At 68.4% G+C, this 20,396-nt stretch carries 18 protein-coding genes; 8 read left to right on the plus strand and 10 right to left on the minus strand.

Translation table 11 applies throughout. From position 1 onward, the window contains the following. The first annotated feature begins 13 nt into the window (after positions 1–13). Entirely contained in the window at positions 14–937 is a 924-nt protein-coding gene (locus AB6732_RS00335; RefSeq protein WP_370957525.1) for an NUDIX hydrolase, read from the plus strand. Between the two features lie 74 nt (positions 938–1,011). On the opposite strand, the gene AB6732_RS00340 is transcribed toward AB6732_RS00335, so the two are convergent. Next, the gene (locus tag AB6732_RS00340) at positions 1,012–1,689 is read right to left on the minus strand and encodes a Crp/Fnr family transcriptional regulator (protein WP_066215953.1); all 678 of its coding nucleotides are present in this window, start codon (positions 1,687–1,689) and stop codon (positions 1,012–1,014) included. Positions 1,690–1,868: 179 nt separating this feature from the next. Here AB6732_RS00340 and AB6732_RS00345 point away from each other — a divergent pair, with 179 nt between their 5' ends. Continuing rightward, positions 1,869–3,053: a MarP family serine protease gene (locus tag AB6732_RS00345; protein ID WP_370959568.1), complete on the plus strand. Its 1,185-nt coding sequence runs from the start codon at positions 1,869–1,871 to the stop codon at positions 3,051–3,053. Between the two features lie 46 nt (positions 3,054–3,099). Here AB6732_RS00345 and AB6732_RS00350 read toward each other — a convergent pair whose 3' ends face one another. From AB6732_RS00350 to AB6732_RS00375, 6 genes are all read right to left on the minus strand, one after another. Further along, a complete protein-coding gene (locus tag AB6732_RS00350; protein WP_370957526.1) occupies positions 3,100–3,651 on the minus strand; it encodes an NUDIX hydrolase in 552 nt (183 codons plus the stop codon). A 63-nt stretch (positions 3,652–3,714) separates the two neighbouring features. Next, entirely contained in the window at positions 3,715–4,179 is a 465-nt protein-coding gene (gene aroQ / locus AB6732_RS00355) for a type II 3-dehydroquinate dehydratase (protein WP_370957527.1), read from the minus strand. A 72-nt stretch (positions 4,180–4,251) separates the two neighbouring features. Next, positions 4,252–5,043, minus strand: a complete 792-nt coding sequence (locus AB6732_RS00360; protein ID WP_370959569.1) for a DeoR/GlpR family DNA-binding transcription regulator — start codon at positions 5,041–5,043, stop codon at positions 4,252–4,254. An 82-nt stretch (positions 5,044–5,125) separates the two neighbouring features. Next, positions 5,126–6,064 (minus strand): carbohydrate ABC transporter permease, encoded by a 939-nt coding sequence (locus tag AB6732_RS00365; RefSeq protein ID WP_370957528.1) that lies wholly within the window; start codon positions 6,062–6,064, stop codon positions 5,126–5,128. Beyond that, positions 6,061–7,029 (minus strand): carbohydrate ABC transporter permease, encoded by a 969-nt coding sequence (locus tag AB6732_RS00370; protein WP_370957529.1) that lies wholly within the window; start codon positions 7,027–7,029, stop codon positions 6,061–6,063. Before AB6732_RS00370 ends, AB6732_RS00365 begins: the two co-directional genes overlap by 4 nt. Before the next feature lie 67 nt (positions 7,030–7,096). Then, positions 7,097–8,407: an ABC transporter substrate-binding protein gene (locus tag AB6732_RS00375; RefSeq protein WP_370957530.1), complete on the minus strand. Its 1,311-nt coding sequence runs from the start codon at positions 8,405–8,407 to the stop codon at positions 7,097–7,099. 272 nt (positions 8,408–8,679) lie between these two features. On the opposite strand from AB6732_RS00375, the gene AB6732_RS00380 reads away from it, so the two are divergent. The 3 genes from AB6732_RS00380 (at position 8,680) to solA (ending at position 12,253) form a co-directional block, all read left to right on the plus strand. After that, a complete protein-coding gene (locus AB6732_RS00380) occupies positions 8,680–9,924 on the plus strand; it encodes a Gfo/Idh/MocA family protein (protein ID WP_370957531.1) in 1,245 nt (414 codons plus the stop codon). A gap of 1 nt (position 9,925) precedes the next feature. Continuing rightward, complete coding sequence (locus tag AB6732_RS00385) at positions 9,926–10,963, plus strand: LacI family DNA-binding transcriptional regulator (protein WP_370957532.1); 1,038 nt, start codon at positions 9,926–9,928, stop codon at positions 10,961–10,963. 111 nt (positions 10,964–11,074) lie between these two features. After that, entirely contained in the window at positions 11,075–12,253 is a 1,179-nt protein-coding gene (gene solA, locus AB6732_RS00390; RefSeq protein WP_370957533.1) for an N-methyl-L-tryptophan oxidase, read from the plus strand. A gap of 91 nt (positions 12,254–12,344) precedes the next feature. Here the strand turns inward: solA and AB6732_RS00395 are convergent, their stop codons facing one another. The 3 genes from AB6732_RS00395 to acs form a co-directional block, all read right to left on the minus strand. Then, positions 12,345–13,700 (minus strand): FtsX-like permease family protein, encoded by a 1,356-nt coding sequence (locus AB6732_RS00395; RefSeq protein ID WP_370957534.1) that lies wholly within the window; start codon positions 13,698–13,700, stop codon positions 12,345–12,347. Beyond that, positions 13,697–14,437 (minus strand): ABC transporter ATP-binding protein, encoded by a 741-nt coding sequence (locus tag AB6732_RS00400; protein WP_370957535.1) that lies wholly within the window; start codon positions 14,435–14,437, stop codon positions 13,697–13,699. Before AB6732_RS00400 ends, AB6732_RS00395 begins: the two co-directional genes overlap by 4 nt. A 181-nt stretch (positions 14,438–14,618) precedes the next feature. Further along, positions 14,619–16,589 carry an acetate--CoA ligase gene (acs, locus tag AB6732_RS00405; RefSeq protein ID WP_370957536.1) on the minus strand — a complete coding sequence of 657 codons (1,971 nt, stop codon included), beginning with the start codon at positions 16,587–16,589 and terminating at the stop codon, positions 14,619–14,621. A 289-nt stretch (positions 16,590–16,878) separates the two neighbouring features. Between acs and AB6732_RS00410 the strand changes: the two genes are divergently transcribed. The 3 genes from AB6732_RS00410 to AB6732_RS00420 are packed head-to-tail and all read left to right on the plus strand — an operon-like array spanning position 16,879 to position 20,393. Continuing rightward, a complete protein-coding gene (locus AB6732_RS00410) occupies positions 16,879–18,888 on the plus strand; it encodes a hypothetical protein (protein ID WP_370957537.1) in 2,010 nt (669 codons plus the stop codon). 6 nt (positions 18,889–18,894) lie between these two features. After that, positions 18,895–19,716: an endonuclease III gene (gene nth / locus AB6732_RS00415; RefSeq protein ID WP_370957538.1), complete on the plus strand. Its 822-nt coding sequence runs from the start codon at positions 18,895–18,897 to the stop codon at positions 19,714–19,716. Then, positions 19,713–20,393, plus strand: coding sequence for a CoA pyrophosphatase (locus AB6732_RS00420; protein ID WP_370957539.1), 681 nt, complete (start codon positions 19,713–19,715; stop codon positions 20,391–20,393). The genes nth and AB6732_RS00420 overlap by 4 nt, the downstream gene beginning before the upstream one ends. Positions 20,394–20,396: the final 3 nt, after the last annotated feature.

Here is a 20,396-nt window from a genome sequence, read left to right on the forward strand (position 1 = left end):
ATAGGCCGAAGCAGTGCCCCAAGCAGCAAAGCGGCTCTTCGAGCTGCCCGTCCAGTTCGAGAATGCCGCACGCAGCTGGCTCGAACACGGGGAGCGCACACCCGCGGCTCCCCGCTATGCCTCCAGCGTCGTCCTGATCAAGGACACGCCGGACGGCATGTCCACCTGGCTCGCCTACCGGAGCGGGTCCTCGCCGCTCGGCGTGGTCTCCTTCCCGGGCGGCTCCGTCGAAGAGCACGACGACGACCCCATGCCCTGGATCGGCCCGTCACCGGCGCAGTGGGCCGACGCCCTCGGCATCGAGGACCCCGCGCTGGCCCGCCGTCACGTCGTGGCGGCCATCCGGGAACTGTTCGAGGAGACCGGCGTGCTGCTGGCCGGACCCGACGCGAGCAGCACGGTCGCGGTGACCAACCCGCAGGAATGGATGGCGGCACGGGAAGCCGTTGCCGCGCAGGACAAGACCCTCGCGGACGTCCTGGACCGCCGCGGGCTCTCGCTCCGCACGGACCTCCTGAAGCCGCTCGTCAACTGGCTCAGCCCGGACTTCGCCCACCGGCGGTTCAACACCCGCTACTTCGCGGCGACGCTTCCCCTGGGCCAGGAGCCCCGGCTACTGGAGAGCAAGGGCGTCTGGGGCCGCTGGGTCTGCGCCCCCAAGCTCCTGGGCGACCGTGCCGGAACCTCGCTGGGTGACGAGATCGCCCAGGAGAACACCCGGGGCCGGACGCTGGGGCAGCTCATGGTGCCCGGCACGGAGATCATCCTGGAGAAGCTCGGCACGGCCAAGGGCTGCGTGGCGTACCTGAGCCACAAGCGCAAGACGCATGTCTACCAGCCCACGCTCGTCGAGGTGGACGGGGACCTCAAGCTCGAGGTCGTGCCGCCCAGCCCGCCGGCGACGACCGCGCTTCCCGTGATTCCGCCGTCCTCCTGACCGGACCGGCCTGGAAACGCGAAAGGCCCGGCACCCCTCGAGGGGTGCCGGGCCTTTTCCGTCAGCCGGTTCGCTCAGCGGGAGCGCTGGCGGAGGCGCTGCATGTCCAGGATCACGACGGCGCGTGCTTCGAGGCGCAGCCAGCCGCGCTGCACGAACTCGGCCAGGGCCTTGTTCACGGTTTCGCGGGACGCGCCGACCAGCTGGGCCAGCTCTTCCTGAGTGAGCTCGTGAGCCACCAGGATGCCGTCGGTCGCGGGGCGGCCGAAGCGGTCGGCCAGGTCCAGCAGCGCCTTGGCCACGCGGCCGGGGACGTCGGAGAACACCAGGTCGGACAGCGAGTCGTTGGTGCGGCGCAGTCGGCGGGCCAGGGCCTGGAGCAGCTGGGCGGAGACCTCGGGGCGCGTGCGGAGGAGAGCGTTGAGGCTCTCATTCTTCAGGCCGGCCAGGCGGGTTTCGGAGACGGCCGTGGCGGTCGCCGTGCGGGGGCTCGGGTCGAACAGGGCCATCTCGCCGAAGAGCTCACCTGGGCCGAGGATGGCCAGCAGGGACTCGCGGCCATCCGCGGACGTGCGGCCGAGCTTCACCTTGCCGGAGACGATGAAGTAGAGCTGATCGCCCTGGTCGCCTTCCCGGAAGACGGACGCACCACGGGAGAGGTCCACCTCGCTCAGCTCATCCGTGAGCAGGCGGAAGGCGTCGTCATCCAATGTGGCGAAAAGCGGTGCCCGGCGCAGTACCTCGATGTCCATGTAATCTCCTCTGAAAATTGACGCTGAGCACATTCTTTCAGAAAATGCCGTCCGATGCGCGTCGCGCACCGGCGCCCGTGCCGGGCAGGGGCCGTGGGCACCAGTCTTTCACGGCAAAATGTCAGGCGTGCTCAGTAGCATGGCGGACGCAAGGATTCGTCGTGACTGGAAGGAACACCGTGTTCGGGTTGACCGTACTGGACCTGGTCCTGCTGGTGACGCTGATCTCCTACGCCATCTACGGCTTCCGGAACGGCTTCCTGGTCACCGTCGGCGGGATCGTCGGCTTCGCGCTCGGCGCGGTGGCGGCGTTCTTCGCCATGCCGCTGGTCAGCTCCCTTGTGAGCGACGCGAAGTGGCGCCTGACCGCGGTGGTGGTGACCGCCGTCGTGCTCGTGGTCCTCGGCAACAGCCTGGGCGCTTCGGTGGGGCACCGGATCCGCTCGGCCCGCGCCGTCCGCTCCCTGCGGGGACTGGACCGGCTCGCGGGAGCCGCGGCCAGTGTGGTGATGACCGCGCTGGTCATGTCCCTGCTCTCCTTCGGCCTGAATTCGATGGGCGTGCCGGTCATCTCGCAGCAGGTGGCCAGCTCGCGGGTCATCCGATTCATCGACGGCGCCACTCCCGCCCCGGTGCAGGGCGCCATGGCTCAGCTGCGCTCGAGCCTCATGGGCGAGGGCATCCCCAAGATCATCGACGGCGCCGCGCCGCTCCTGACCGGGCCCGCGCCCGTGGGCTCCGCGGACACGCCGGAGCTGAAGAACGCCGCGCAGTCCGTCCTCAAGATCACCGGCACGGCGTTCCAGTGCGGGCAGAACCAGACGGGCACCGGATTCGTGGTGTCCTCCGAGCGTGTCGTGACCAACGCGCACGTGGTGGCCGGCGTGAGTGAACCCGTGGTGGAATCCCCGGACGGCTCCGCGCTGGCGGCCCGCGTGGTGTACTTCGATCCGCAGCGCGACCTCGCGGTGCTGGCCGTCAACGGCCTGACCGCGCACCCGCTGCCGCTGCGGGAGAACCTGCCGACCGGCAGCGAAGCCGCCTTCGAGGGGTACCCGCATGGTGGACCCTTCCAGGCCAAGCCGGCCCGGGTGCAGGGCATCTCCCAGGTCGAGATCCCGGACATCTACGGCAAGAACCACGTCATGGGGGACGTCTACCAGATCGCCGGGGACGTCCAGCCGGGCAACTCCGGCGGCCCGCTCCTGAGCCCCGACGGCCACGTGGCCGGGGTGGTCTTCGCCAAGGCCAGCACGAGCAGTGGTGTCGGCTTCGCCATCACCATGGACGGGCTCAAGCCGGTGGCGACTCGGGCCTCGACCCTGGACGTCCCGGTGTCCCCGGGGCAGTGCACCACCAAGTAGACGCCGCTCCACCAGGTGGCCGGCGCGCACGCCCTGCGTGGCCGCGTCAGATCTGACGCAGGCGCTCCAGCACCTCCGCGAGCCGTGAGTCGAAACCCTGCACGGCATCCTCCGGAAGATCCCCGACCGGGAACCACCGCACGTCCTCGGATTCGTCGCTGACGGTCGGCTGCGGCGTCCCGTCCGTGATCATCGCGACGCCGACGTCCAGGTGGGAGCGGCAGTGCCCGAAGGCGTCGGACAGCTGGTGATGGTCCAGGTCCACGACGCGGAGCCCGCTCAGCTGCTCAGCTCGGAGCCCGGTCTCCTCCGTGGCTTCCCGGAGCGCGGCTTCCAGGATGCCGGCGTCGCCGCTCTCCAGATGTCCGCCGGGCTGGACCCAGAACCTGCCCTTGCCGTGGAACACGAGCAGTACGTGCTCCTGCGCGGCGTCGAGGATGAAGGCACTGGCCGTCAGGTGGGACGGCAGGGGATGCCGGGACAGCACGTCGGCACCCTGATCAAGGGCCGCCAGGAATTCGGCCTGTTCCGATTCCTCGGAGGGCGAGAGGGGCTTCCAGGAGGAGACGGCGTGCAGCGCGGAGTCGAGGAGGGTCACCTGGGCATGATAGCGCCGCAGCACGTCGCGCGGTCCGGTGCGCCGTCGTCCGCTGCTCTCAGCTCAGGCGTCCCGCTCGGCGAGGTAGTCGATGGCGAAGCGGTAGCCCAGCACGCCGGCCCCGGCGATGACCGCGTCGCAGACTCCCGAGAGGTACGAGTGGTGCCGGAACTCCTCGCGGCGGTGGACGTTCGTAATGTGCACCTCGACGGCGGGGAGCGCGACGGCGGCGATCGCGTCCCGCAGCGCGACGGACGTGTGCGTGTAAGCGCCCGCGTTGATCACGATGCCGAGCGCGTCATGCCGGGCCTCGTGGATCGCGCCGACCAGAGCGCCCTCGTGGTTCGACTGGAACGCCCGGATCTCCAGGCCATGCCGGGCCGCGGCCGTCTCGCACAGGTACTCGACGTCGGCCAGCGTGGCCTGCCCGTACTTCTCCGGTTCGCGGGTGCCCAGGAGATTCAGATTGGGGCCGTTGAGGACCAGGATGGTCTTGCGGACAGGGGTGTCGGCTGCGGATTCGGTCATGCTGTCACCCTACTCCCCGGACTCCCGCTGCGACTTCGCGGTGTCCGGACGGGCGCGTCTGGACGGGGCGCGTCAGGAAGCCGGGGCGAGGGGTGCGATACGGAGGCGGCGGACGCTTTCGGCGAGGATCGCCTGAGCCTTCTGACCCAGCCCAGGGTCCGTCACCAGCTCGTCCGCGTCTTCCAGCGCCGCGATACTGCTGATGCCCTGGATTCCCCACTTGGAATGGTCGGCCACCACGACGAGTTTGCGGCTGGACGCCAGGAACGCGCGGTCCGTCTCGGCCTCCAGGACGTTCGGCGTGCTGAACCCGGCCTGCGGGTCCATGCCGTGCACGCCGAGGAAGGTGACGTCCAGGTTCATGCTTTTCAAGGCCTGCGTCGCGACCGGCCCCACGAGGGCGTCCGACGCGGTCCGCTGGCCGCCGATGAGGATGACCTCCGTCTTCGCGTTGACGATCGTGGAGCGGTAGAAGATCTCCGCGGTACGGATGGAGTTGGTGACCACCGTGATGGCCGGACCCTTGACCAGTTCCTGGGCGAGTGCCCAGGTGGTCGTCCCGGCGCTGAGCCCCACGGCCATGCCCTCTGAGACCGATCCGGCGGCCACGGCGGCGATGGCCTGCTTCTCCGCCGTGAACTGCGTGGACTTCAGCTCGAAGCCGGGTTCGTGGGTTCCGGCGTCGCCCAGGATCTTGGCGCCGCCGTGGATGCGCTCCAGCAGGCCCGTGTCGCTGAGGGCTTCGATGTCGCGGCGGACGGTCATGGCGGAGACTTTGAGGGCATCGGCGAGATCGGAGACCTTGACGATGCGCTCCTTCTGGACCATCTCCAGGATGGCCTGATGCCGGGCGGCTTGCAGCATGTGCGACTCGCTCCTCATGATCGTCTCCTGTGTCTGGATGAAGTCTAGTGCTGCGGTGCCTGAGCGGGGCCGACGGCGCGGCTCACCCCTTGCTGGACCCCAGGGTGAGCCCCGCGACGAACTGCCGTTGCAGCAGGAGGTAGATGACCAGGGTGGGGATCACCGTGATCACGGCGCCGGCCGCCAGGAGGTTGTAGTCGTTGAAGAACTGACCCTGGAGGTTGTTGATCGCCGTCGTGACCGGAAGCCTGTCGCCGTTCTGGATGAAGAGCAGGGGCCAGAAGAAGTCGTTGTAGATGAAGATGACTTCCAGAGTGCCGAGGGCGGCGAAGGCCGGGCGGCACAGCGGCATGATGATCTCCCAGTACTGCCGCCACAGACCTGCCCCGTCCACGAGCGCAGCCTCGGTGAGGTCCGGGGACAGAGCCTTCATGTAGTTCGAGAGCACGAAGGTGCAGAAGCCGATCTGGAAAGCCGTGTTCACCGCGATCACGGAGATGTAGGTGTTGAGCATGTTGCCGGAGTCGCTGACCGCATACGGGACCTGGAAGTGCTTCATCATGAGGAACAGCGGCGCCGCGAGCACCTGGGGCGGCAACAGGTTGCCGGCGGTGAACATGATCAGCAGGGTGATGTTGAACTTCCAGTTCACGCGGCTCACCGCGAAGGCCATGAGCGAGGCGAGGAACAGTGTCAGCAGCACCGCCGGCACAGTGATGATCACCGAGTTCCAGAAGTACTTGGAGAACCCTCCCTGGGTCCACGCCTGCACGAAGTTGTCGAAGTTGAAGGGGCCCTGGACGCTGAAGTAGCCGTACTGATTGGTGGCCCAGCTCGGTCGCAGGGCGGTGTACAGCGCCCAGCCGAGCGGCACCAGCCACATCACGGCCATCACCACGAGGAAGAGGTGCGTCCCGTAGTGGCGCTTGCGCTTGGAGCCCCGCTGCACGGCGTCGTGCGCGACGGCGACGCCGGCCTGCCGCCCGGCGCTGCGGGTGCGGGGTGCGGTGGTGCTGGTCACGATCTGCTGTCCTTTCCGAAGGTGCGGGTGAGATAGAAGACGATCGGGACGAGGGAGACCACCAGGAGGACAGTGGCCAGTGCCGATCCGACCCCGAGGACCTGTCCTTCGCCGACCAGGTTCTGGATGACCAGCGCGGAGAGGAGCTCCAGGCCGTTCGTGCCGCGGTTGATGACGTAGACGACGTCGAACGCGCGGAGAGATTCGATGATGGTGATGACCACGATCACGATGTTCACGGGCTTCATCGCCGGGAACACCACGCGGAAGAAGGTCTGGAAGCTGTTCGCGCCGTCGATGGCGGCCGCCTCACGGAGCGTGGGGTCCACGCCCTTGAGACCGGCTAAATAGAGCAGCATGACGTAGCCGGCGTGGCGCCAGGTGGCGGCGATGAGCGCGGCCCAGATGTTGACTGAGGAGTCCCCGAACCAGTCGACGGCCTGCGGGGTCCCTGCGGTGCCGAGGAGGAAGTTCAGCAGACCATTGTCCCGCTGGTAGAAGAGCTGCCAGATGATGCCGACCAGCGCGAGCGAGAGCATGACGGGCGCGAAGAAGATGCTCTGGTAGATCCGGGTCCCGCGGATGTTCTGATCCAGGAGGACCGCCAGAAGGAGCCCGATCGGAGTGGCGATGACGGCCAGGAACACCAGCCAGAGGACGTTGTGCTGGATGGCGGGCCAGAAGGGCGGATAGTCCTGCAGGATGAAGCGGTAGTTGTCCACGCCCGCGGGTTTCATGTCCGCGAAGTCCAGGCCGTTCCACTTGATGAAGCTCAGCCCGATGGAGAAGAGTGTCGGAAGCCAGACGAAGACCAGCTGGATGAGCGTGGGGATGGCGACCATGGCGCTCAGGACGAGAACATCGCGTCTGCTGAGCCGGCGGACGCGGCCCGGGCGCTTCCGGCCCGGGTCCTTCCGGGGTGCGGGGCCGCCGCGCGTCCGGGAGGCGGTGGAAGAGGTGGTCATGAGGGATCTCCTTGCGATGGTGGCCGGGGCGTTCCGGAGAGCGCCCCGGCCACCGGGTGGGTCCGGGCTACTGGGCCGAGTAGAGGGCCTTGGCCTGGGACTCGAGATTCTTGACGTCCACGGTGCCGTCCTTGAGGAAGGCCTGGAGCGCCGGGATCATGACATTGTTGGCCATCGCGGGGAGAGCGTCGCGGTCGAAGAACTGCGTGATGGACTTCGCCTGGCCGATGACGTCCGCGCACTTCTTGTTCAGGGCGGTGAAGCCGCTCTGGTCGGAGCCCTTCGCGGTCTGGATGTTGGAGGGGTCGCCCTTGTAATAGGCGTCCTGGCCCTCCGGGGTGCCGATGAATTCCAGGAAGTCCTTGGCCGCCTGGTTGTCGCCGCCCTTCTTGGACAGCAGGAACCCGTCGATCGGCGCCTCCACCGCCTCCTGGCCTTCGACCGCCACTTCGGGGAAGGGGAAGAAGTCGATGTCCTTGAGCACGGCGGGATCGGTGAACTGCTGCGTCACGAAGGAACCGAGCAGGTACATGCCGGTCTTCTGGCCCGCGAGAGCCTTGGCGGCGTCCTGCCAGGTCTGGCCGAGTGCGCCCGGATCCTGGTAGGGCAGAAGGGCCTTCCAGGTGTCGAAGACGTCGCTGACCTTCTTCTGGTCCCACGATTCCTTGTGGGCGCAGAGATCCACATGGAACTGGTAGCCGTTGAGCCGCAGGTTCAGGTAGTCGAAGGTGCCCATCGCCGGCCAGCCGTCCTTGTCGGCGAAGCCGATCGGGATGATGCCGTCGCTCTTCATCTTGGCGCACAGGGTCTTGAGCTGGTCGAACGTGGTGGGGACTTCGTAGCCCTTGGCCGCCCAGACGCTCTTCCGGTAGAAGAAGCCCCAGGGATAGTTGTAGTTCGGGATGAAGTACATCTTGCCGTCGGGGCCGGTGGAGGCCTTCTTGAGGGCGTCCGAGTAGTTGCCCCCGATCTTGGACCAGACGTCGTCGATGGGCGCCAGGAGTCCCTTGCCCGCGTAGTACTGCATGCGGTAGCCGGCGAACCAGGTGAAGGCGTCGTCCGGGGACCCTTGCAGGTACGAGTTGATCTTGTTCTGGAAATCGTTGTGGGGAACGGTGTTGATGGTCGCGGACTTGCTGGACTTCTTCTGGAAGGCGGCGAGCGTGTCGGCAAGGGCCTTCTTCGGCACCTCGTCGGAAAGACTCGAACCCAGGGTGAACGTGGTGGCTGCGGAGCCGCCACCGGAGGGGCCGGAGCCGCCGGTGCACGCCGCGAGCAGCGGAACGCCGGCGAGGCCGGCCGCGCCGAGTGCGAAGGATTTGAGAACGGTGCGACGCGGGGCGACTACGCTGCCGGCCGGCATCTGAGGCTGTGGCATTTTTTCTCCTTCAAGAACCCATTGCCTGTGATGTGCGCCACACTAGCAGTCAATGGAACAAAAGTGAACAAGAAGAAACCTTCGCAAACATAAAGATTCAGAACCGATCTGAGTGTCGCGTCGGCATGGCGACCCGGCCGGCGCGGAATGGCGGGGTCCAGCGGAGGGTCTGAGCCAACAATCTACACGTGTCACTTCCGCGTAACGCAAGCTTTTCAAGAAGAATCTCACGTCTATTGACTCGAGTAGATCGTGCTGGGAGACTCTTCCGCATGACTCAGATCTCACCGTTCTCCCTCGGAATCGTCGGCGCCGGCCAGTTCTCCGGCCAGTTCGCCAAGCTCTTCAAGGCGCACCCCCTCGTCCGGGACGTCTATGTCACCGATGTGCTCGCCGAGCGGGCGGAGACGCTGGCAGCCCGCCAGAACCTGGCCGGCACCTTCCCCAGCTTCGAGGACATGCTGGCCTCCGACGTCGACGCCGTCGCGATCTTCACGCAGCGCTGGACCCACGGGCCGCTGGTGGTCCAGGCGCTCAAGGCGGGCAAACACGTCTACTCCGCCGTGCCGATGGCGATCAGTGAAGAGGAGATCGCCGCGATCATCGAGGCCGTCCGCGAGACCGGGCTGACCTACATGATGGGGGAGACCAGCTACTACAACCCCGCCACGATCTACGCGCGGGACCGCAAAGCCGAAGGCGCCTTCGGCCGGATCTTCTACGCCGAAGGCGACTACGTCCACGACATGGACCTCGGCTTCTACGCCGCCTACCAGTACAGCGGCGGGGAGGAATGGCAGAAGACCGCAAGCTACCCGCCCATGCTCTACCCGACGCACTCCCTGGGCGGCGTCCTCGGAGGCATCGGGGGCCATGTGACGAGTGTGAGCTGCATCGGCGTCCGGGACGACCGAGGCGACGGCGTCTTCGACCGCGAGATCAGCATGTTCGACAACGACTTCTCCAACGCCACGGCCCTGTTCGAGATGGACGGCGGCGGGAGCATCCGCATCAACGAATTCCGTCGCGTGGGCTACCCGTCCCATCTGCGCGAGAGCCGGTTCCGCTACTTCGGCACCGAGGGCAGCTTCGAGCAGCTCGTCGAGACGGCAGTGTGGCAGGACAAGGAGGGCTTCACCGATGTGAGTGAGCAGATCAGCACCCTGCCCAGCATCCCGCTTGATGACCCGTCCCTCGCCGACGTCGATCCCGCCCTCCGGGACGCCTTCGTCTCGGGCCTCGCCCCCGTGCACGATCCGTCCCGGCTCCCCGCGGAACTCCGCGCCCTGCCGAGCGGGCACGAGGGGAGCCACGCCTTCCTGGTGGACGACTTCGTGACCGCCGTCGCCACGGGGACGCTGCCGCCCGTGAACGCCTGGACCGCCGCCCGGTTCACGCTGCCGGGCATCGTGGCCCACCAGTCGGCACTCCGGGGAGGGGAACGGCTCCCGATTCATGACTTCGGGGACGCCCCGGAGCTTCCGGCGGCCCGCAGCACCGAGGCCGCCCGCGGCTAGCATGGTGGCTATGCCGGACCTCTCCGCTTCACCCCGACCCGTGATCACGCGGAAGGACGTCGCCCGCCTGGCGGGCGTCAGCACCGCCGTCGTGAGCTATGTGGTCAACGGGGGACCCAAGAACGTGGCCCCGGCCACCGAGGAGAGGGTCCGGCAGGCCATCGCGGCGCTCGGCTACCGGCCCAATGCGGCGGCGCGGGCGCTCAAGAAGGGGTCCTCGCAGATCCTCGGCATGGTGGTCCCGAAGATCAGCAACCCGTTCTTCGCGAGCCTGGCCGAAGCCGTCGAACAGGCCGCGGAGGAACAGGGGTTCGCCATGCTCCTGGCCGACTCCCGGGATTCGCTGACCGTCGAGCGGCGGCACCTCAGGAACTTCATCGACCGGCAGGTGGACGGCGTGTTCCTCTGCTCGGTCCTGGTGCAGCCGGACATCCAGGAACTCCGGGAGCGCGGCGTCCGGACCGTGCTGCTCAACTTCTCCGAGGAATCGCCGTCGGTGGATGCGATCGGCCCCGAATTCGCCGAGAGCACACGACGCGCGGTGGAGCACCTGGCCTCGCACGGTCACCGCGACATCGCCCTGGTCATGGGCCTCACCACCGGGAATGCGCCGGACCGCCGCGAAGGCGGCTGGCGCGCCGCCCTGCAAGGTCTGGGTGAATCGGAAGGACGGATCTTCCGCTGCACTTTCGACCGGCAGGGAGGTTACGAGGCCGGGAAGCAGTTCCTCGCCGTCACGCCCCGGCCGACCGCTGTTTTCATCAGTTCGGACCAGCAGGCCATCGGCTTCCTCCGCGCGGTCCAGGAGGCCGGCCTCAGTGTGCCCGACGACGTGGCGGTCATGGCGTTCGACGGCTCGGACGAGGCGGAATACTGCTGGCCGCCGCTGAGCACAGTGCGGCAGCCCGTCAAGGAGATGGCCGAGGCCGGGGTCCGGGCGATCATCGGGGCGGAGCGCGACGAGCCCTCCCGGAACCAGGTGTTCGACTGCGAGCTGATCCTGCGGCGGTCCTGCGGCTGTCACGCCGAGGATTCCTGAGCGCACCTGCCCTTCGCGCACCCCCGTATCGCAAAGGGGCGTCACGGACTACCGTGCGTCACAGCCCGTGTGCCAGTCTCGGAAGGGATCACTCAACGACAGGAGAACGCCATGCCGGGCGGGTACACGCACATCGTCATCGGCGCGGGCGCCATCGGTTCGGCCGCCGCCTACTGGCTCTCCCAGACCCCGGGCACCCGGGTGCTCGTCCTTGAGCAGGACGAGCTGGTCAACACGCGGAACTCCTCGGGTGACGTCTCCCGCATCATCCGGCACGCGTATCACAGCACCGCGTACACGGCCCTGACCCCCGCCATGTTCGATGCCTGGGCGCACGTGGAGGAACAGTCCGGACTGCCGCTCTACCTCCGGACGGGCGGGCTGGACCTCGCCTCCTCAGCCCCTGAGGCCCGTGCCTCCCTGGACGGCTACCGCAGTGCGCTCGCGGCGCAGGGCATCCCGTATGAGGACCTCGACGCGGACGAGATCCGTCGCCGCTGGCCCCAGTGGCGGATCGAGGACGACGTCAGCGGCATGTACCAGGAGGCCGGCGGCCTGATCGACATCCGGGCCAGCGTCGCCGCCCACACCTCCCTGGCCCTCGCCCACGGGGTGACCTTCCTCCCGCACACCCGGGCCACCGGGGTCGAGGTGAGGCCTGACAGCGTGACGGTCCGGACGACGCGGGGCGACTTTCATGCGGACCGGCTCGTGGTGGCCGTGTCCTCGTGGCTCGGCGAGCTCATGCCGGACCTCGGGCTGAACTACCGCCTCACGCTGTCGCAGGAACAGGTCAGCTATTTCACGTCGGCCCGTCTGTCCGAATTCACCCCGGACCGGTTCCCCATCTGGATCTTCCACGGCGAGCAGGACCACTACGGGTTCCCGGTCTACGGTGAGCCGGCGGTCAAGATCGCGCGGGACATGCGCGGCCGCTTCATCAGCAGCGACGAGCGCGTCTACGAAGGCGACGCCGAGGAAGCCGCCCTGCTGGAAGGTTTCCTGCGGCGGCACCTGCCGGGCGCCGTCGGGCCGGTGTATGCGAACAGGACGTGCGTGTATGACATGCCGGCCGACCGCGACTTCGTGCTGGACACCATTCCGGGTGCGCCGCATGTGGCCGTGTTCAACGGGGCGGGGCACGCGGGGAAGTTCGCGTCCCTCATGGGCCGCATCCTCGCGGAGCTGCTGACCGATGGCTCCACGTCGCACCCCATCGAGGCGTTCTCGCTGCGGAGGCCGGCGATCACGGACCCCGATTTCGTGCCCACGTTCCAGCTCCATCACTGAGCCATCACTGAAGCATCACTGAACCGGGAACAGTGAAGGGGTGGACACCGGAATCCTCCGGCATCCACCCCTCTGTCCTCGGAAGAGCGTTCTAGAGCACCCGCTCCGGTCGGGCCAGGATCCCCGGCACCAGCTGGGCGGCCAGAGCCGCCGCGCCGCGGACCACCACGAAGCCGGCCACGAACACGGCCGCGGTCGTCAGCACTGCGAGAGGCTGAACGAAGACGGCGAAGCCGACGAGCGGGAACAGCAGCCCGACCGCGCAGGCCGCCGAACCGCCCGCGACGACCCACAGGGCGGACATGACGGAACGACGGCTGGCCTCGACCATCACGGAACGGGGCATGCCGAGCCGGTCCAGCGACACGTGCACGGCGGCGCGGTCGAGGGTCGAGGCGGCCTGGTTGATCCCCACCGAGCAGGCCACCATCACGAACGACGCGGCGACGGTGACGAGCACCCCCGTGGAGATGTCCCGCATGAGCCAGCGCGAGGCGTCATCCATGGGGTGGTCCTCCGTGATCGCCGCCATCGCGAGACCGACCGCGCCGAACACCCCGACGAAGCTGGTCATCGCCACACCGCTGACCTGACGCCACGCGGATTTCGGATCCTCGAGGATCATCCGCGCGGCGAGGAGCTTCGCGACGGTGGGCGCCTTCCGGTGCCGACGACGGGCCACGACGCGGATGAACCAGGGGCCGATGAAGTTGAGAGCGAGCAAGGCGCCACCGAACACCACGGCCATCGCGACGATCATCGCCGCGACCCCGCCGAACTGGCCGAGAGCGCCGATGCCCTGCATGAGGAGCACGCCGACGAGCACGATCCCGGCCGCCACGAGTGCGCGGACCCAGTGGGCGGTTCCGGCGCGCTGCCGGGTGCGGACGCCTAACGGCGTCACCACCACGGAGCGGAGCCCCACGACGGCGCTCACCGAGGCGAGCAGCACGATCCCCAGGGCCAGGAGGGGCACCACGGCCCAGGGCAGCCAGATCTGATCGCCCAGCGCGGAGCCCCGGAAGTGGAGCAGTCCGAGCAACGGCGCGGTGGCGCAGTAGAGGACGACGCCCAGAAGGGAGCCGAGCAGGGCGGTGGTCGCGGCCTCCAGCACGGTCAGGAGGGTGACCGTGCCGGTGGAGGCGCCCAGGAGCCGGAGCGAGGACAGGCGGTCGTCCCGGCGTCGTGCGGCGAGTTTCGCGGCCGAGGCGCCGACTGTGCCGAGCGGGACGAGCAGCAGGACCAAGGCGATCACGGCGAGGATCTGGTAGGTGATGGCGAGCTCGTCGTCCCAGCGGAAGAACGCCTGTGCGCCGCCCGTGACCAGCAGGAGCAGCGCCGTGACGAGGGCGAAGGAGAGGAGCGGCAGCAGGGTCGCGGCGCGGTCGCCGCCCTGCCGGCGCCGGAAAAGCCCGGCCAGTCGGAGTGAGGTCCGGAGGGTGTTCATCGGGCCGCACCGCTTCCGAGGCCCAAGGCTCCCGGAGCCGAGGCGGAGGCGGAGCCGGTGTCGGAGACGATCCGGCCGTCGCTCAGGGTCACGACGCGGCCGCAGCGGCGCGCCACCTCGGGATCGTGGGTCACCATCACGAGGGTTCGTCCTTCCCCGATCGTGCCGAGGAGGAGGTCGAGGACCTCCGCGGAGGTGGCGGAGTCGAGGGCCCCGGTGGGCTCATCCGCGAAGATGAGGCGGGCGCCCGTGATCTGGGCCCGAGCGATGGCCACCCGCTGCGCCTGCCCGCCGGACAGCTCGCCGAGCCTGCGGTTCTCCATTCCGGCGAGGCCGAGGTGGGCCAGCCAGCGGGCGGCCTCCTCCTCGGCGTGCGCGCGAGGGACACCGTTGAGCATGCGTGCGACCGCCACGTTCTCCAGGGCCGTCAGTTCGTGCAGGAGGAGACCCTGCTGGAAAACGAAACCGAACTCCTCGCGGCGCAGGCGTGCGCGGGCACTGTCGTCGAGTGTCTCGACCTGGAGCGGGCCGGTGCCGGAGACGAAGGTGATGGAGCCGCTGGCGGGCCGGATGATGCCGGCCAGGCAGTGGAGGAGGGACGTCTTGCCCGAGCCCGACGCGCCCATGATCGCCACCGACTCACCGTGGCTGATGCTCAGGCTGACGGAGTCAAGCGCCGGGAGCGAGGCGCCGGGGTAGGAGAGGGACAGGTCTCTGGCGTGCAGGATCGTGGTCATGCCTCCAGTCTTCCGAAGTGCGGAGACGGGCACATCGGAGCAGGAGCGGAGTCTGAGCGGGGCGGTTCATACCCCGGTATGAAAACGACGACGGCGGGCGTGCACCCTCGCGCTGAGAGTGCCCACCCGCCGTCGTCGGCCGGCCGAGAGGGGCGCGCCCGGTGGCACGCCCCGGGTGCCGTTACTTCCGCAGGTCCGCGGCGATCTGCTGCATGACCGTGGGGTCCGCCAGCGTGGTGGCGTCACCCGGGTCGCGGCCTTCCGCCACGTCCTTCAGCAGACGTCGCATGATCTTGCCGGAGCGGGTCTTGGGCAGCTCCGGCACCACGAGGATGTTCTTCGGCTTGGCGATCGGGCCGATCTCCTTGCCCACATGGGCGCGGAGGTCCTGCACGATCTCGTCTCCGGTGTTCTCCGCGCCCTCGCGCAGGATCACGAAGGCCACCACGGCCTGACCGGTGGTCTCGTCGTTGGCGCCCACCACTGCGGCCTCCGCCACGGACGGGTGGCTGACCAGCGCAGACTCGATCTCCGTGGTGGAGAGGCGGTGGCCGGAGACGTTCATGACGTCATCCACGCGGCCGAGCAGCCAGACGTCCCCGTCGGCGTCCTTCTTGGCGCCGTCTCCCGCGAAGTACATGTCATCGAAGCGGGACCAGTAAGTGTCCTTGTAGCGCTCGGGGTCGCCCCAGATGCCACGCAGCATGGAGGGCCAGGGCTCGCGGATGACCAGGAAGCCGCCGTGACCGTCCGGCACGGATTCGCCGACCTCATCCACCACGTCCACCGCGATGCCGGGCAGCGGCACCTGAGCTGAACCGGGCTTCGTGGCCGTGACGCCGGGCAGCGGGGAGATCATCATGGCGCCGGTCTCGGTCTGCCACCAGGTGTCCACGATCGGGGCCTTGTTCGCGCCGATGACCTCGCGGTACCACATCCACGCTTCCGGGTTGATGGGCTCACCCACGGAACCGAGCACGCGGATGGAGGAGAGATCGTACTTCTCCGGGATCTCGCGGCCCCACTTCATGAACGTCCGGATGGCCGTGGGCGCGGTGTAGAGGATGGAGACCTTGTACTTCTCCACGATCTCCCACCAGCGTCCCTGGTGCGGGGAGTCCGGGGTGCCTTCGTACATCACCTGGGTGGCGCCGTTGATGAGCGGCGCGTAGGTGACATAGGAGTGACCGGTGATCCAGCCGACGTCGGCGGTGCACCAGTAGACGTCGGTCTCCGGGTGGAGGTCGAAGACGTTCTTGTGGGTGAACGCCGCCTGGGTCAGGTAGCCGCCCGTGGTGTGCAGGATGCCCTTGGGCTTCCCGGTGGTGCCGGAGGTGTAGAGGATGAAGAGCGGGTGCTCGGAGTCATGGGCCACCGCGGTGTGCTCGGCGGAGGCGCCGCCCACCACGTCGTCCCACCACTGATCGCGGCCCTCGGTCCAGGAGACCGGCTCGCCGTTGCGCTTGACCACGACCACGTTCTGGACCGTGTGGCCGTCCGTCGCGAGGGCTTCATCCACGGCGGGCTTCAGCGCGCTGGGCTTGCCGCGGCGGTAGGTGCCGTCGGCGGTGACGACGAGTTTCGCTTCGGCGTCGTCGATGCGGGAACGGAGAGCGTCGGCCGAGAACCCGCCGAACACCACCGAATGGATCGCTCCGATCCGGGCACAGGCCAGCAACGTGATGACGGCTTCCGGGATCATGGGGAGGTAGACCGCGACGCGGTCGCCCTTGCCCACCCCGAGTGATTCGAAGGCATTGGCGGCCTTTTTAACCTCGTCCGTGAGCTGGGCGTAGGTGTAGCTGCGGGTGTCGCCCGGCTCGCCTTCGAAGTGGATGGCCACGCGCTCGCCGAGACCGTTCTCGACATGCCGGTCCAGGGCGTTGTACGCCGCGTTGACCTCGCCGCCCACGAACCATTTCGCGAAGGGGGCATTGCTCCAGTCCAACGCGGTCTCGAAGTCTTTGTTCCAGGTCAGCAGCTCACGCGCCTGCCGGGCCCAGAACGCGGGACGATCCGCTGCGGCTTCCGCATACAGTTCCTCGCCGGCGATGGCGCTCGCCGCGAATTCGGGCGTGGGGGCGAAACGACGGTTCTCCTGGAGCAGGTTTTCCAAGGCGTCACCTGCGGCTGGAGTGGTCTCTTCAGACATCCTGGATCCTTCTACTTCTTCGTTGAGGTGCATTCCACCGACCACCTTAGTCCTCTGCTCCGACAAATGAGTGTCCGCGGTCACACTGTGAACCACGAGTGAACAGAATCCCCGGGGGCCGCCGGGAGTGCCGCGACGCGCGATTTGGCGCTTTTCTGGAGAAATCCCGGAGCCTGCCGCTCTGCGGTTCCGGGCGTTCTCCGGCAACACTTCTCCCGGGCGGGCCGTCCTCCCATTAGGCTGGTGACAAGTCCGCAGCATGACCTCCATCGACAGGAGAACACAGCCGATGTCAACGCCAGAGTTCAACAATCAGGGCGGGCCGGAAACGCCTGGCCGGCAGAATCCGGGGCAGAGTCCGTGGGGACCTCCGGGCCAGCAGCAGGCGCCCGGACAGTACCAGGGCGGCCCGCAGGGTGGCGGCGCGACGGGTGCTCCGTATGGTGGAGGCCAGGGCCAGCCGTATGGCCAGTCGTCGCAGAGTGCGCCCGCCGGGCCGGGAGCCGTGCAGTACGGTCAGCAGCCGGGTGCGCAGCAGCACGCTGCTCCTCAGACGGGCCCCGACTACGGCCGGTCCGCTCCGGGCACGGGGTATGCCGGTCCCGGTTACGCTCAGGCGCCGGCCGCGGGGCGTGGTGCGGCGGCATCTCAGCAGCCCGACGGCGGGAAGGCGCTCCTGGGGCCCCTCACCCTCCGTGATGTGCTCGTGCTCGTCGCGATCGTTCTGCTGCTGGTCAGCAGTGGCCTGGGGAACTTCGGCCGCCTCGGCTTCATCCCGAGCCTCGAGTTCCTCGGGCTCGACCTGATCCTTCCGCTCGCGGTCGGCGTCGGCTTCGTGATCCGCAGGGTGAGCCCATCCACGAAGCTCCGTCTCGGATCTTTCTCGCTGGACCAGCTCGCGTCCGTGCTGGCGTCGCTGGCACTGCTGGGCTCGGTGAGCCAGCTCGGGATCCTGCCGTTCCTGGGGTACTACGGCTACATCAACTGGACGTCGGTGATCCTGAGTCTCCTCGGCGCCGCGCTGCTCTTCGTGACGACCGTTCTGGCGCGCTTCATCCCCGTGTTCGCCGCTGATTTCACCGGCCGTCCCGAGGTCCCCGCTCACGTCGTGGCGCGGGACGCCGCCCCGGCGAACCGTCCCGCGCAGCCGGTGCACCCCGGCCCCGCAGCTCAGCAGTACCCGAGCGCACCGGGTTACGGGAATCGGCCGGGTGGCCCGGCACAGGGTGCTCCTTCGCCGTACGCGCCGCAGGGGTACCAGCCGCAGCAGGACCAGCACGGTCAGCAGGGCCAGCAGGGCTCGGCGTGGGCCGCTCCGGCCGCTGCTGGCGCAGGTGTGGCAGGTGTGGGCGCGGCAGCCGTCGCAGCGGCCGCCGGTTCCGCGGCCGCCGAGGCGTCGGATTCCCCGGCCGACGACGGCGTGTCCGCGCCGTCCACCTCCCGGCACCGCGCGCCGGGGGTGCCTGAGGGCACCGCCGAAGGTCTGGGCGAGGGCGTGGGCTCCGTGGCCTCGGATTCCGCCGACGCCGATTCCGCCGCCACGGCCGGAGAACCGTCGGACGTCCCAGCCGCGGGAGCATCGGATTCCGGTCCCGACGCGGTCACCGGTTCCGGTTCGGATGCCGTCGCCGACTCTGCCGCAGCTGACGCGCAACCATCGAAGCAGTCGTCGACGCAGGCTCCCGAGTCCGACCCGGTCCTGGGCGACGAAGTCCTGGCGACCGCGGACTACGAGGCCTCGGAGGGTCCGTCCGAGGACGACCTTCTGAAGGAAGCCCAGTCCCATGTGGCCGAAGCGCCGGAGCTCACGGAACCCGTGCTGGGCGTCCCCACGCTCAACGAGCCCGTCGAGGCCCCGGAGGATGAGGAAGAGGAGTTCTTCGCTCCCCACCCGGACGACGACTCGGACGTCACCGTGCTCCGCAGCGCTCTCAATACGGGCAGCGCACTGAACACCGGTGGGGCACTGAACACGGGCGCGGGCAGCTCGTCTCCCGATGCTCCGGAGTCCACCACGACGGAGGACGCCGCCCCCGAGGGTGCCGGGTCCTCGGATCCGATTCACGCCGTCGTCGACCCTCACCGTGAGGCGGAGCAGCCGGCGCAGCAGGCCTTCTGGTTCGCGGTGCCGGAACGCCGTGTGGCGCTGGACGAGCGGAGCGGCGCACCCGTCTTCGATCTGCAGCCGGGCAAGTGGATCCTGGCCCTTCAGGAGGGCCCGCAGGGTCTGGTGGTTCAGAACGAGGACGGCCGGATCGGCGTGCTGCATGACCTCCGCAACATCGAGCGGGGCTCCTGACCCGCGATGACGAAGAACACCGTGGCGGCCGGCGGCGAAAGCCTGCTGGCCAGGAAACGCCGGGCCCGGAAGATCAACAAGGTCCTGGGGGAGTTCTATCCGTACGCTCACCCTGAACTCGACTTCCGGAACCCGTTCGAGCTGCTGGTCGCCACGGTGCTGTCCGCGCAGACGACCGACGTGAGGGTCAACCAGATCACGCCGGCGCTGTTCGCCCGCTATCCGGGTCCCCGCGAGATGGCGCAAGCCGAGCTTCCTGACCTGGAGACCATCATCCAGCCCACCGGTTTCTTCCGGGCCAAGGCACGGAACCTCGTGGCGCTGGCGACGCGGCTGGTCGACGAATACGACGGCGAGGTCTCGCCGTCCGTGGAGGAGCTCATCACCCTGGCCGGGGTGGGTCGCAAGACGGCGAATGTGGTGCTGGGCAACGCGTTCGGCATCCCCGGTATCACGGTCGACACGCATTTCGGGCGGCTTGCCCGGCGCTTCGAGTGGACCACCTCGGATGATCCCGTGGTGGTGGAACGCGAGGTGGGCGAGCTGGTCGAACGCAAGGAATGGACGCAGCTCTCGCACCGGGTGGTGTTCCACGGGCGCAGGGTGTGCCATTCCCGGAAACCGGCGTGCGGTGCGTGCGTGGTGGCCCAGTGGTGCCCGTCGTACGGCATGGGGGAGACGGATCCCGTCAAGGCGGCCAAGCTGCTGAAGTACGAACTCGCCCCCGGCCAGGAGGAACTCCGGGCGGCGTACCTTGCCGCCGTGGAGGACCCGGCCGAGATCCGGATGGCTTCCCAGCGAGCACTGCTGGCCGAGTCCGCTTCGTGAGCGCGTTGCAGGACCTCCGCCGGTTCGCCGGCGAGGCCGGAACCGTCCTGGCCGAGGAGCTGGGCGCCCGGTGGCGGCTCACGCTGGCCGAGCCCGACACCGCCCGTGACGCCGCGGTCCTCATGCTCTTCGCGCCCACGGCGGAAAGCGCCGGACGCGAACCGCACAGCCTGGGACCGGACGACCTGGATCTGCTGATGCTCCAGCGCGCGACGACGCTCGGCAGCCATGCGGGGGAGATCGCCTTCCCGGGCGGCAAGGTGGAGCCCGACGACGCTGATGAGGCTGCCGCCGCTCTGCGGGAGGCCGTCGAGGAGACGGGGCTGGACCCTGCCGGTGTCGACGTGGTGGGAGTCCTGCCGTCGCATCCGCTGCCGTACAGCAATTTCATGGTCACTCCTGTTCTCGCCTGGTGGCGCGAGGTGAGTCCCGTGTTCGTGGTCGATCCGAGAGAATCGGCCCAGGTGTTCCGTATTCCGGTGCGCGACCTCCTCGACCCCCAGAACCGTGTCACAGCCAGTCTGGAGCGGGCGGGAGTCGTCTTCGAGTCCCCGGCCTTCCTGGTGGAGGACGTCTTCATCTGGGGATTCACCGGCAAGCTGCTGGAGGAGACGTTCCATTACCTCGGGTGGGCCAAGCCCTGGGATCCGGACCGGAAGCACTTCTTCACGCTCTGAAAC

Source organism: Arthrobacter sp. RCC_34 (assembly GCF_041360795.1).
GTDB lineage: Bacteria > Actinomycetota > Actinomycetes > Actinomycetales > Micrococcaceae > Arthrobacter_E.

Excerpts from the sequence above, each read along its gene's own strand:
- AB6732_RS00340 (WP_066215953.1), bottom strand. The coding sequence starts at position 1,689 with ATGGACATCGAGGTACTGCGCCGGGCACCGCTTTTCGCCACATTGGAT.
- aroQ (WP_370957527.1), bottom strand. The coding sequence starts at position 4,179 with ATGACCGAATCCGCAGCCGACACCCCTGTCCGCAAGACCATCCTGGTC.
- AB6732_RS00360 (WP_370959569.1), bottom strand. The coding sequence starts at position 5,043 with ATGCTGCAAGCCGCCCGGCATCAGGCCATCCTGGAGATGGTCCAGAAG.
- AB6732_RS00370 (WP_370957529.1), bottom strand. The coding sequence starts at position 7,029 with ATGACCACCTCTTCCACCGCCTCCCGGACGCGCGGCGGCCCCGCACCC.
- AB6732_RS00375 (WP_370957530.1), bottom strand. The coding sequence starts at position 8,407 with ATGCCACAGCCTCAGATGCCGGCCGGCAGCGTAGTCGCCCCGCGTCGC.
- AB6732_RS00380 (WP_370957531.1), top strand. The coding sequence starts at position 8,680 with ATGACTCAGATCTCACCGTTCTCCCTCGGAATCGTCGGCGCCGGCCAG.
- AB6732_RS00385 (WP_370957532.1), top strand. The coding sequence starts at position 9,926 with ATGGTGGCTATGCCGGACCTCTCCGCTTCACCCCGACCCGTGATCACG.
- solA (WP_370957533.1), top strand. The coding sequence starts at position 11,075 with ATGCCGGGCGGGTACACGCACATCGTCATCGGCGCGGGCGCCATCGGT.
- AB6732_RS00395 (WP_370957534.1), bottom strand. The coding sequence starts at position 13,700 with ATGAACACCCTCCGGACCTCACTCCGACTGGCCGGGCTTTTCCGGCGC.
- AB6732_RS00400 (WP_370957535.1), bottom strand. The coding sequence starts at position 14,437 with ATGACCACGATCCTGCACGCCAGAGACCTGTCCCTCTCCTACCCCGGC.
- acs (WP_370957536.1), bottom strand. The coding sequence starts at position 16,589 with ATGTCTGAAGAGACCACTCCAGCCGCAGGTGACGCCTTGGAAAACCTG.
- AB6732_RS00410 (WP_370957537.1), top strand. The coding sequence starts at position 16,879 with ATGTCAACGCCAGAGTTCAACAATCAGGGCGGGCCGGAAACGCCTGGC.
- nth (WP_370957538.1), top strand. The coding sequence starts at position 18,895 with ATGACGAAGAACACCGTGGCGGCCGGCGGCGAAAGCCTGCTGGCCAGG.